Below are 12,776 nucleotides of genomic sequence, written 5' to 3'. Positions count from 1 at the left end.
TTTGGTTGCTTTCAACTTCATCATTTCACCCGCGATCGCGCCAGATAGATAAAGAACGGTCCTCCCAGCAAAGTCGTCATGACTCCTACAGGCAATTCCTGGGGTTGCAGCAGCCATCGAGCAGCCAAATCTGCCAGCGACAGCAGAATCGCTCCCCAAATGGCAGCATACGGCAGCAGCCATTGGTAATCGACTCCGACCCAAAATCGCACCAAGTGCGGCACAACCAAGCCCACAAAGGCGATCGGTCCTGCCAGCGACACCGCCCCTCCCGCCAGCAGCACCACCGCGATCGCGCTCATCGCCTTGACCCAGCCAATCCGCAGTCCCAACCCACGAGCAACGTCTTCTCCTAGCGACAGTGCTGTAATCTGCCGTCCTAAACTGAACGCGATCGCAAATCCAGCAATCAGGTAGGGAAAAACCTGCCAAAAAGCTTCTAGGCTTCGTCCGGCGACCGATCCCGCCAGCCAAAAGCGAATTTCCTCTAGTGTGCGTTCGCTTAGAATCAATAGCCCTATTGTGAATGCAGCCAGCAGATAGGACAGAACCGCCCCCGCGAGAACAAGTTTCAAGGGGGTCATGCCCCTGCGTCCCAAAGAACCGAGGAAGTAGACTGCACCCGCCGCGATCGCCGCCCCAGCAAACGCTACCCAGGTATAAAGTTGCATGGAGGCATTCCCCAGCCAAACGGTAGTAGCGACAACAGCGAGCGCGGCTCCTGCATTGATTCCTAGCAGACCGGAATCTGCCAGAGGATTGCGGGTCAATCCCTGCATTAGGGCACCTGCGACCGCGAGCGCGGCTCCGACTGTGGGTGCAATCAAAGCGCGAGGTAATCGTGCTGTGCGGATAATCACCTGTTCGGTCGAGTCGTTAAAGGCAAAGAGGGCATTCCAAACCGTGTTGAAGTCAGTCCTAGCTGCCCCTGCAACCAGGTTTACTAGAAAGCAACCGATCAGCAGCAGCACCCCGATCGCCAGACCGATCATTCTGCTTCGCAGCCGTGGCGATTCGTTTGAGGAAGTGGGAGGATCAACCATCACAGCGCCTCAATTGACTGATGCGATATTGCTTCACAGGTTGCAGCTTTAAGCGTTGCCTTCGGCTCACGTGAGCGTGTCCGCCCGACTGCAAAGCACTGATTACTTCTCCGCACACCTCAACTCGCGCTTCATAAGCACCTGCATCTGTGCCGTCGGGTGAGCTAAATTCAATCCGAATCTCTGCCCAATTTGGTTTATGGCTTCGCTGATTGATCAAAAACTGTAATCGTTTGGAGGGAATCTGTTTGAGCAGTTTATAGAAGTAACGGCTGGCTCCTCCTGGATCGCTGGTTAGAATTTGTCCGGCTTTGCGATAATCCAGCCAGTCCCAGCCTTCTCGTATCCAGATCTCTCGTTCCACCATTTGGGCAAATTTTTCCAGCCCAGACCAGCCGCGATAGCACGATCGTAGCTTAGAAAGTTCTCCCGATCGATACACCAACAAATCCAATCGATCAGGTTCAAGGTGTCCCCAGTACTGTCCCTGCGGCAGATCAATTAAGGTGGGTGCAAATTGATGTCCACCAAAGTGGCTACAGCGCCAGACGCGCAGATGTCCCTCAGACTCAAGCGCATACTTGTCTCTCAAGGTTTTATAAATTGGAAAGCCAAATCGAGAGCAAGCGACATCCACATTTCCATGAGTGCAGACCAATAATTCTCGGATATGGCGGCTGTCGATTTGGTACGACTGAAAGGCTTCTAACTCATTTGGATGCCCCGCAATTTTTTGCAGTAAAGCCGTTGCTAATCGAGTGGTGTCTGCCTCTGGCACCCAATATTCCTGCTTTTCAAATTGGGTAAATAAACGAGTCGGTTGATGGTAGTAGAGAACACGATTGTAGCCAGCACGAGAATACTCACGATCGGGCGCAATAATAATTGGACGCAGTTTAACTTGCTGCTCTAGGATCAATCCTTTCATCAGGGTGATTAATGGCTTAATTGCAGGTTCTTCCATTAGTTTTTCTGACCAGGGAAGCGCTGCCTCAAGGATTAACCAGTGTTCATGATTGCCTGCTGTGCCGATCGGATCTTCCCCGTTGGTTTTAGAGACAACCGAGCAAAACTGACAATTACTGAGGGTTTCTAAAGCTGTCATAAGCAATTTGCTATCCGATCGCCGTATCATGATCGGGGATAAGGGTTTCCACATCTCGCAAACGGTGAATGCCATATCCACCCAAACCGATCGCTAATCCACAGACTGCCAATAGTGCATATTGTAGGGCGATTCCTGCCCCGGCTCCAGTACCAAATAGCCCACCCAGTAAACCTGCTAGCGGTCTGTCTGGCAGCATTGCAGGCTCAAATACATAATCTGCCAAAGGACCCGCGATCGCAAATCCCAACGGTGACGCTGCTTGAGCAATCAAATACCGAGCCGCAAAAACTCGACCTTGCACCTCTGGCTCGACCTTAGCCAGCCAAATTGCTTGATTAGCGCTGCCAACAAACGGAACAAAAAAAGCCGTAATCCATGCTGCAATGACCCAAATCGTGAGTCCTCGTCCCACACTCAGCAGCAATAGTCCCACTCGGCTCAATGACGCGCCTAGTAATAACCCATGAATGCGGGGTGTCGTTCCACCCCAAAGACTCAGCAAGATAGCTCCCATTAGCCCACCAATGCCAAATACGCTTTGTACTGTTGCAAGCATTGACGCACTGTTGCCGCTACGAGCCAAAATCAAGGCTGGAGTTAAAGCAAAGTTGGCACTAAAAAACAAATTAGAACTCAGCAGAAACAGCAGAATTGATAGCAAACTAGGTCGCTGCAAAATATAGCGAAAGCCAAACGTCAATGTTTGCCAGGGAGTTTGTTTAGAGGAATCTCTAGCTGTAGTAGGATGCGGAATTGAGATAGTCAGGAGCGTAGCGATCGCAATCACAAAAGTTACCAAGTCGATCGCCAGAATTCCAATTAGCCCAATAGATGGATAGAGCACTCCTGCCAATGCAGGCGAAAACACATAAGCACTGGAGCCTTTGATCGTTTCCATTGCAGAAGCTCTGGCATAGTGTTGCTTCGGAACTAGCACTGCCATCGAAGCAGAGTGCGCCAAACTTTGAAGGTAGCTGAACAGCCCGTTTGCGGCTCCGATCGCATAAAGATGCCAAACTTGTAAATGCTGAGTCAGAAACAAGCTCAACAGCCCGATCGTAGACAACCCTGCTACGAAATCTCCTAACAGCATCAACTGTTTGCGATCCCACGTATCCACCAGCACGCCAGCGAAAGCAGCAGCAATGACTTGGGGCGATCGCGTAAAAAAGACTAGCAAAGCGATCGGGGAGGCTTGTCCCGTCTGCTCCCACACCCAAATCGTCAACGCAAACGTGGTCATTTCAGACCCTAAGAGGGAGACAATCTGACCCAGCCAGAGGGTTCTGAACGTTCGCATTGAGGGTTGTTGCTCAGATTCCATGCAGACTCCTAACTCCCAGGTTTACGCGCCAGCAACGACTGTGACACCTCCTGCAAAATTTGATTGGCTGCCAGAATGCTGCGTCCTGCTGTCCACACCTCGGCATCCACAGCATACACTCGTCCTTGTTTGACAGCATTCAAGCGCGAAAATAACGGGTCTGATTTGAATTGGTCGAGCGTCAGGGAATTGGGCGTAAACGAGGACACAATTAAAAAAATCGCATCCCCATCTAGACTTGTGAGGTCTTCTCGCGACACTTGAATTGCCCATCGCTGACCCGATGCCTGAGCCGGAGGACGCGCCAAGCCAAGATCCTGCAACACCGCACCCGAAAAGCTACGGGTTGTGTACGCGCCGATCTGTCCGCTACCCGTAGCCATAACAGACACCACAGGAGATTTGGAGAACTGCTGCTGGATTTGCTGCTTCAGGGTGTCGGCTCGCTGTTGATAGTCTTGCAGCAGTTTATCTGCGGCGGCGGAACGATCGAGGGCAGTGGCATAAAAGCGAACATTGTCTTTCCACTCGCCCGATCGTCCGCTGCCTTCTGCCATGACAGTGGGCGCAATTTCTGTTAGCCGTCGATAGAGTCTGTCTAGCCCAATTTTGTTGCCCAAAATCAGATCTGGCTGTAAACGCGCTACTGCTTCTAAATTTGGCTCATTCGTCTTTCCAATCACTTCAATTCCCTGAGTACGATCGCCCAAATAGTCCGGAAATCGCTCCGGCACGATCGAGCCAACAGGTTTAATTCCAAGAGCGATCGCAGTATCCAACGGAGCCGTATCCAACACAATCACCCGCTTGGGCTGCATTGGCACTTCGGTTTTACCCAGTGCATGTTCGATCGTGCGCGTCGGCGTTCCGGGAGGGAGGGTGGAAGTGGGAGAATTGCTCATCCAGGCTGGCAGACCACCCGCGCAAGCAGACAGCAAGCACACGGTAAAGCTCAACAGCAACAACCTATGAATTGATCTCATTCCTATCACCCTTCTTGCTTAAAATGCGATGGCATAGCGGAGAAAGATTGTTCGTCCTCTGCCCGCAAATCGCAAGGTTTCCAATAGTCCCGTTCGCTCCTGACTGCTGAGAGGAAGATACTGATTGTTCAGTAGGTTTTCAATCCCCAACTCCAAAGTCCCTTGACCCAGTTTAAGGCTGCTCAAGAAATCCAGAGTTGTGTAGTTTTCGACTCTGAACGGATCGACCCGATCGTCGAACGCTCGATCGCGATCGCCCACCAGAAGTAGCTGCAAGCGATTGCGCCAGTTAGGGAGCGTTTCATTTTCCACATGGAATGACAGCTTCAAGGGCGGCACCTGCAAAGAACTCAATGCCAGAAATTCATCATCATTGTTAGTATCATTTTCGCCCTCGTTCCAGGTGAGGGTGCTGCCCAAGCGCCACTTTGTAGTTGGCTGCCAGTCTAGCGTGGCTTCTAGTCCATAGTTGCGTTGGGGCGCACGCTGTAGCTCGGTGGTACCGTCCGGTCGAATCCGAACGCTCGCGCCAAGATCTGAGGTGCTGTAGAAGCCTGCCAGAGAAGCTTGGACTGTTCCCCAATTGCCGCGAATTCCCAACTCAAAGCTATCTACTTTCTGGGGTTCCAGCAGGTCAGAACCACGAATACTAGCTCTGGGCGCAACACTGCTAAAGGCGCTTCCCAAGTCTGGCAGCGAAAATCCTTGAGCAAAGCTAGCAAAAATACTTGTTTGGGGCGTGAATTTGTAGACGATGCCTGTGTTGAAGGAGATGCCGCTATTGTCCGCACTGCCGCCACGTCGAATTCCAGGTGCGGCAAAGGCTAGCTCATAATCGCCCACCTCGTAGCTGAAGTTGTCATATCGCAACCCCCCGCTCAGGAGAACCTGTGGGCTTAAATTCCATTGCAGTTGAGCAAACAAGCCCAGATTATTCAACGTGTAGAACGGTGTCTGCGGACGCGTTCTACTTGCCGTTAGGGTGCGGGTGCGATCGAAAACTGATGTATCTGAAATCAGCACGGGACGGCTATTTTCTTCATAACTGTAATCCACCCCCCAAAGTAAGTTAACTGCTGTCGAGAAGGGTGTTTGAATTTGCAGACGTGCTCCTAGCTCCTTACTATCCAGGCTAGTTTGCCAAAGGGCTGGAAAAAAGGCGGGAAACGGTCGTCCCCGCAGGTCTGTGAAAGATTGAACCAGATTTGTGTCGCGGAAAAAGACTTGCGCCGTCACCTGAGAACCAAAAATATTCTCGTGCGTGTAAGTCAAATTAGCGACTTGATTGGTTTGTCCCGGTTTTTGATCGTACTGCACCGGAAATTTTTGCGCTCTGGCAGTTTGCAGCCCTGGAATGGAAAAGACGATCGGGTCTGAACGAAATGCAGTATCAAACGACTCGTCGTAAATGTTGTAGCTCAGTTGCAGTCGCTGCTGTGGATCAATATCAATTCCCAGCTTTGCCAGCAAACCCAGGCTAGTGACATCATTAATTCCGGTTGGTGGAATGCGATCGCCATTGGCATCGAAAAAGCTGCCGCTTTCGTTAAGGGAAGCTCGAACTGTAATGTCGATCGGACCTTCCTTCCCCGATAAACCGTACTGCAAGTTATAGCCAAATCCCTCACCAGAAAAGGCACCGAGATCATTGCGGACACCGACAGAGACTTGGCTTTCTAGTCGCTGTGTGGTAGCACGGCGCGTGATGATATTGATGATGCCCCCCGTGGCACCGCGCCCGTAGAGTGCAGAGGGACCCCGAACCACCTCAACCCGCTCAATGGCACTAGGGTCGATCGTATTTAATTCTGTTTGAAACCCGCTATTTGGGTTTTGCGGTACTCCATCAATGAGAATTAATGCCTGCCGACCGCGCAGAGTCAATCCTCTCGTCAGGTTTCGCTGGGTGGGGGGTCCTAGACCGGGCACCAATTTTCCGAGCAAATCTGGCAGATTGTTGGTAAGGGCTGATTGCTGCTGAATTTGCTCACGCGGAATGACCGTCACAGAGCGGGGCAGGTTCGATAGCGGTTCTTCTGTCCGGGTGGCAGTGACAACGACTTCTTCCTCTGATTCATCATCCGGCTCAACACTCAAAATCAACCCAGCCGCATCTGGCACAATTTCTGCAAAGGGTGCTGCCGTTGTTCCCGTCACCGTTATCTGAATTCTGGTTGGCTCAACCTGAGTAACCGTCAAGTTTGAGATTCCTGGAGCGGGCTTCTGCGATCGAAATTCCTGACCCTCTGGCAGTACCAGCACTGCATTGGGGATGTCTGCGATCAGCGCATTGCCCTCAATCCGCGTTTGAGCTTGCAGCGCTTGTCCAGAAGGAACTTCTAGAACAATTTCAAAACCTTGCTCGGTCTGGTTGAGCCTCACGCCTCGAACCTCGATCGTACCTGGTGCAGGGCGATCAACGGGTGCAGCATCCTGCGTCAGCAGATCTGCACGAGTATGAGGACGAGCAACTTCGCCCAGGCGTGGAATCGGAAGTGTAGAAGCCTTTGAACTGCCAGTCGTTAACGCAGGTGCGGCGATCGCCACCTCGGCATAGATAAGCGGCATGGCAAAGACAGGAACGACTCCAACTAGCCAAAGATAGCTTGATAGCTGCTGTTTCACGGACTCCTCACTTAATTAGACTCAGACGGGTGGACTCGAACAACACAACACAACGGACAGAAAACTACCCCAAAACAGCCTCATGAATTTCAGGATAAACCTGCTATTCAATACTGGGACTAATTCTCAACAATTTAATACTCCTACTGATTAAAGACTGAAGCATTTTCTTTGTCAAGAACCCGCATAACTTCAGTTAAATCAAATTTATCTATTAGAAAAATCTAAATTATTCAGCTTTTATTTCATAAGATTCTCAATTAGATCTTGCTAATCTACAGCACTTTGTGCATAATTCTCAGTGGATGTCCAAAAGTATTGGATTTCACTCAGATAGCTCCTCCCGCTCAGCCCTTAATTCTGCAAAAACTTCTCAGTCGGGAGATCGGAGCGATCGTTATCAGCAATTGACTACACGAGTTGAGTTTGTCTACGCCACTGGAGTCAGTCATATATCGCCTGCTCGAAGAGAAAGATAGTTTTAAAGTTACGCGGCTATTTAGACGCTTGGATTGGAGTTGCGTTGAATCGCCTCTGTCAAGTCTGACCTTGGATTAAATCGATGGGTGTCTCCATGAGTGATCATGATTGTCTACCAGATGACTATCAACCTATTTCTACGCTTGTGGATCTGTTGCGTTGGAGAGCGTCCTTTCAGCCTGACCATTCAACTTACAGGTTTTTGACAGATGGCGAATTAGAAGCCGTTTCGTTAACGAATCGAGAATTAGACATTCGGGCACGCTCCATTGCTGTGCAGCTTCAACAGATTGGAGCAGAAAAAGCGCCTGTACTGCTGCTCTATCCACCCGGTATTGACTACATTGCAGCATTTTTTGGTTGCCTGTATGCGGGGGCGATCGCGGTGCCAGCCTATCCGCCTCGTCCTAATCGATCGGCAGCGCGATTGCAGGCGATTGTGGATGATGCACAACCCAGCATTATTCTCACAACAACGGCTGTTTTAAGTCACACAGACCGTTTGGCTACTTGTCATCAAGCGCAGTGGATTGCAACGGATGTGCTAACTGATTGTGCAACTGATTGGCAGTCACCACAAATTCAAGCGGATGCGATCGCCTTTCTTCAATACACTTCTGGCTCAACGGCTGCTCCAAAGGGAGTCATAGTCACCCATGAAAACCTGCTGCACAACTTGCATGTGATTCATCAGAAGTTTGGTGTGACATCGGATAGCAGCGGTGTGTTATGGCTGCCGCCGTATCACGATATGGGCTTGATTGGTGGAGTATTGCAGCCACTCTACAGCCAATCAAGAGTGACCCTGTTCTCCCCGGTTCTGTTTCTTCAAAAACCATTCCGTTGGCTGTCGGCAATTTCCCGTTACCGAGCTATCGTAAGCGGTGGTCCTAACTTTGCCTACGAGCTTTGTATCGACAAAATTACCTCAGAGGAACGCGCTACCCTGGACTTAAGCTGCTGGGCAGTGGCGTTTAGCGGTGCAGAACCGATTCGAGCCGAAACTCTGGAGCGATTTGCAACCACCTTTGCATCCTGTGGACTCCGTCGAGAGGCGCTCTATCCCTGCTATGGCATGGCGGAGGCAACGTTGTTTGTTTCTGGAGGAGCCAAGGAAGCGCAGCCCGTTTTTCAAAGTGTTGAGAGTCAAGCGCTGGCGGAAAATCGCGTTGTTGCGTCTTCACACAAGCACGACAGTCAACGGCTGGTAGGCTGTGGAACGACAGCACCGGATCAGCAAATTCTGATTGTTGATCCAGAGACGCGAACTCTATGCGCTCCCGATCAAGTGGGCGAAATTTGGGTAGCGGGGTCTAGCGTAGCGCAAGGCTATTGGAATCAACCTGAAAAAACTAAAGATACCTTTCGCGCATCCCTTGCAGATGTGAATGATAGTTCCTTTTTACGAACGGGAGATTTGGGATTTCTTAGGGAGGGTGAACTGTTCGTCACAGGTCGATTAAAGGATCTGATCATCATTCGCGGTCGGAATTACTACCCTCAAGACATCGAATTGACGGTTGAACGAAGTCATCCTGTGCTGAGATCGAGCTGTGCGGCTGCGTTTTCAGTGGATGTGGCAGGCGAGGAGCGTCTAGTCGTTGCTCAGGAAGTGGAGCGACATGGCTTAAAAACGCTCAAGCTCGATGAAGTGATCCGGGCGATCCGGCAAGCGATTTCTGAGCAGCATGAACTCCAGGTTTATGCCATTCTTTTGCTGAAAACAGGTAGTTTGCCAAAAACCTCTAGCGGTAAGGTACAACGTCATGCCTGTCAGCAAGGATTTTTAGATCATTCGCTCCAAGTAATTGGAGATTGGGTAGAAGCTTCTCTTGGCACAGACTTTCCACAGGTACAGCATGAGATTGATGCACTTCATCAACAGGTAGAAGAAACCATTCAATCTTCTCACTCTCATCAAACGGTGGAGGCAATGCAAGCTTGGTTAATTGACCAAATTGCTCAACGATCGCACTTGCCCTCCAATCAAGTCAATATTCACGAACCCTTTGTGCAGTATGGACTCGACTCGGTTGCCGCTGTCAGTATTTCAGGTGAGCTAGAGAAACGATTGGGAAAACGGCTTTCCCCAACATTGGTTTATGACTATCCCACGATCGCTTTACTAGCAGACTATCTAGCTGGAAATGCGATTACACCTGCCTCTGCTCAGGATAGAAACCTGACCCACGCCACGGAGCCGATCGCGATCGTGGGTTTGGGCTGTCGCTTTCCGGGTGCAAACGACTCAGACGCTTTTTGGGAATTGCTGCATCGTGGCACTGACGCAATTACACGAGTGCCAAGCGATCGTTGGAACGTGGATGCGCTTTATACAGCCGATGCTCCAAAACCAGGAAAGATGACAACCTGTTGGGGTGGCTTTTTAGATCAAGTCGATCAGTTTGATGCCGACTTTTTTGAAATCTCCCCGCGTGAGGCAAAGTATATTGATCCACAGCAGCGATTGCTTCTGGAAGTTGCTTGGGAAGCTCTAGAACAGGCAGGACAATCTCCTGCTCAGTTAGCAGGTAGCCAAACTGGAGTCTTTATTGGCATCAGCAGCAGTGATTATGCTCGGTTACTTGCCAGCGATGTCACTCAACTTAATGCCTATTCGGGAACTGGCAATGCGATTAGTATTGCAGCAAATCGGCTGTCCTATTGGTTCGATTTGCGCGGTCCCAGTTTGGCGATCGACACTGCTTGTTCCTCTTCTCTAGTCGCAGTGCATACTGCTTGCCAAAGCTTGCGAACTGGGGAATGCAATTTAGCATTGGCGGGTGGCGTGAATTTGATGCTGTCACCAGAGTTAACGATCGCGTTTTCTCAGGCGCAAATGATGTCAAAGGAGGGTCGCTGTAAAACATTTGATGCCAGTGCAGATGGCTATGTTCGCGGGGAAGGCTGCGGGGTTGTGGTTCTCAAACGCCTGTCTGATGCGCTGCGAGACGGCAGCCAGATTCTAGCGCTGGTAAGGGGTTCAGCGATTAATCAAGATGGTCGCAGCAATGGAATCACGGCTCCAAATGGACTGTCCCAACAAGCAGTGATTCGTCAAGCATTGGACAATGCTGGCGTGTTTCCCAACCAGATTGATTACATTGAGGCACATGGAACGGGAACTCCGTTGGGCGATCCGATCGAAATCAATGCGCTACAGACTGTACTAGGAGAAAACCGCTCTCCAGAGCAGATTTGTAGAATTGGCTCAGTCAAAACCAATATTGGGCATTTAGAGTCTGCTGCCGGAATTGCAGGATTGATTAAAGTGGTACTGGCTTTACAGCATCAGGAGATTCCGCCGCATTTGCATGTAGAGACCATCAATCCCTACATCACGTTGGAAGCTCCGTTTGCGATCGCAACGCAGTCTCGATCGTGGCTGCCAAACAATCAGCCGCGTTTGGCAGGCGTTAGTGCTTTCGGCTTTGGAGGCACCAATGCTCATGTCATTGTTGAGGAAGCACCGGAACCCGCGTTTGTACCTGCTGCGATCGAGCGTCCGTGTCATTTGTTCACGCTCTCTGCCAAAAGTCAAACGGCGTTACAGGCGTTAGTTCGCCGTTACCAAACCGTTTTGGCACAGCCCAATTTATCCCTGGCAGATATTTGTTTTACGGCAAATACTGGACGATCGCAGTTCACGCATCGTTTAGCGATCGTTGCTTCCTCCACCGATCAGCTTTCACAACAGTTAAACACTTTGTCTGGACAATCCTCTTCCAATCAGCGCCCCAAAATTGCCTTCTTGTTTAGCGGACAGGGAGCGCAAGCGATCAGCATGGGACGGCAACTGTATGAAACTCAACCGATGTTCCGGCAAATCCTGGACGAGTGTGAAGTGCGATTGCAGTCTTACCTGGAGGTGCCGCTACTGTCGGTACTTTATCGGGAGCCTACGTTAGCTCCACTGTTGCACCAAACGGCTTACACTCAGCCAGCTTTACTTGTATTGGAATATGCTTTAGCACAGCTTTGGCTGTCTTGGGGAGTGGTGCCGGATGTAGTGATGGGGCACAGCGTGGGAGAGTATGTAGCTGCCTGTATCGCGGGAGTCTTTAGTCTAGAAGATGGGCTGAAATTAGTGGCTGAACGAGCACGTCTCATGCAAGCCCTGCCTCAAGATGGCATCATGGCAGCAGTATTTGCCGGGATTGCAACCGTTCAAGCGGCGATCGCATCTCATGGAGATCGAGTTGCGATCGCGGCAATCAATAGTCCCGAAAACACAGTGATTTCAGGGAATCGGTTGGCTGTCGAGGCAGTTTTGCAACAATTTAAGGCAATGGGAATTCGTTGCCAACCCTTGACGGTTTCCCACGCCTTCCACTCCCCTGCCATGCAGCCGATGCTGGAGTCATTTCAGCAAATTGCTGGGGAAGTTTCCTACACCGCTCCACATCGAAAGCTTGTCTCAAACCTGACTGGAACACTGTTTGATGCCACCACAATTCCTGATGCTGCCTACTGGTGCCGCCACTTGCGGGAACCCGTGCAATTTGCCGCAGGAATGCAAACTTTGCAAAAGCAATGCTCTGTTTTTGTAGAAGTCGGTCCAGGTTCAACCCTATTGAATTTGGGGCGGCGCTGTTTACCACTGGAATCTGGGCATTGGTTTCCATCATTGCGATCGAGCGAGGAAGACTGGCGATCGCTCCTCACTAGCTTGGGAGGATTGTATGGTCTGGGTGTTGAAGTGGATTGGGATGCTTTTGATCAAGGTTATGCCCGTCGTCGCTTATCTTTGCCAACCTATCCGTTTCAACGGCAACGCTATTGGCTTGACTCGTTCAAGTCTGACTGGAACCTGCCTCATGAGCAGATCCATCCTTTACTCGGTCATCGTCGGGTGCGTTTAGCACAGTCACCGAATGATCATTCCTGGGAGATCGTGCTGGGATCACAGCAACTTCCGTATCTCAAAGACCATCGCCTCCGGGGTACTTCCGTGCTGTCGGTGAGTACTTATGTGGAAATGGCGATCGCTGCCGCAAAGCAAGCATTAGGCGCAGAAACGCCTCAAATTGCTGACCTGACGCTTCATGCTGCTCTGCCAATTTTGCCACAGCCTCGAACCGTGCAAATTTCCTTGTCCGATCGCGGCGATGGCTCGGTTGATTTTCAGGTCAATAGCTGCTCCGCAGCAGCCAATGGTTCATCGCCGCAGTGGATTCGTCACGCCACGGCTGTCCTATTACCGTAGCAGGAAT

The 12,776-nt window shown here is 50.7% G+C and carries 6 protein-coding genes; 1 reads left to right on the top strand and 5 read right to left on the bottom strand.

The features are described 5' to 3' along the window. Positions 1-20: 20 nt before the first annotated feature. The 5 genes from GS601_RS15080 to GS601_RS15060 are packed head-to-tail and all read right to left on the bottom strand — an operon-like array spanning position 21 to position 7,083. Positions 21-1,043, bottom strand: a complete 1,023-nt coding sequence (locus tag GS601_RS15080; protein ID WP_162424108.1) for a FecCD family ABC transporter permease — start codon at positions 1,041-1,043, stop codon at positions 21-23. Then, positions 1,036-2,148: a sucrase ferredoxin gene (locus tag GS601_RS15075; protein ID WP_162424107.1), complete on the bottom strand. Its 1,113-nt coding sequence runs from the start codon at positions 2,146-2,148 to the stop codon at positions 1,036-1,038. Before GS601_RS15075 ends, GS601_RS15080 begins: the two co-directional genes overlap by 8 nt. Positions 2,149-2,158: 10 nt before the next feature. Then, entirely contained in the window at positions 2,159-3,475 is a 1,317-nt protein-coding gene (locus GS601_RS15070; protein WP_238393283.1) for an MFS transporter, read from the bottom strand. Between the two features lie 8 nt (positions 3,476-3,483). Continuing rightward, positions 3,484-4,458 carry an ABC transporter substrate-binding protein gene (locus tag GS601_RS15065; RefSeq protein ID WP_238393282.1) on the bottom strand — a complete coding sequence of 325 codons (975 nt, stop codon included), beginning with the start codon at positions 4,456-4,458 and terminating at the stop codon, positions 3,484-3,486. 18 nt (positions 4,459-4,476) lie between these two features. After that, entirely contained in the window at positions 4,477-7,083 is a 2,607-nt protein-coding gene (locus tag GS601_RS15060) for a TonB-dependent receptor domain-containing protein (protein ID WP_162424106.1), read from the bottom strand. Between the two features lie 574 nt (positions 7,084-7,657). Here GS601_RS15060 and GS601_RS15055 point away from each other — a divergent pair. Beyond that, positions 7,658-12,769: a type I polyketide synthase gene (locus GS601_RS15055; RefSeq protein ID WP_162424105.1), complete on the top strand. Its 5,112-nt coding sequence runs from the start codon at positions 7,658-7,660 to the stop codon at positions 12,767-12,769. Positions 12,770-12,776: the final 7 nt, after the last annotated feature.

This window comes from Myxacorys almedinensis A, from assembly GCF_010091945.1.
Lineage (GTDB): Bacteria > Cyanobacteriota > Cyanobacteriia > Leptolyngbyales > Leptolyngbyaceae > Myxacorys > Myxacorys almedinensis.
The sequence above is the reverse complement of the archived record's forward strand: the minus strand, read 5'-3'. Positions and strand labels throughout refer to the sequence as shown.

What these genes read in the sequence shown, in the direction of transcription:
- GS601_RS15080 (WP_162424108.1), bottom strand. Translation starts at nt 1,043, where the DNA reads ATGGTTGATCCTCCCACTTCCTCAAACGAATCGCCACGGCTGCGAAGC.
- GS601_RS15075 (WP_162424107.1), bottom strand. Translation starts at nt 2,148, where the DNA reads ATGACAGCTTTAGAAACCCTCAGTAATTGTCAGTTTTGCTCGGTTGTC.
- GS601_RS15070 (WP_238393283.1), bottom strand. Translation starts at nt 3,475, where the DNA reads ATGGAATCTGAGCAACAACCCTCAATGCGAACGTTCAGAACCCTCTGG.
- GS601_RS15065 (WP_238393282.1), bottom strand. Translation starts at nt 4,458, where the DNA reads ATGAGATCAATTCATAGGTTGTTGCTGTTGAGCTTTACCGTGTGCTTG.
- GS601_RS15055 (WP_162424105.1), top strand. Translation starts at nt 7,658, where the DNA reads ATGAGTGATCATGATTGTCTACCAGATGACTATCAACCTATTTCTACG.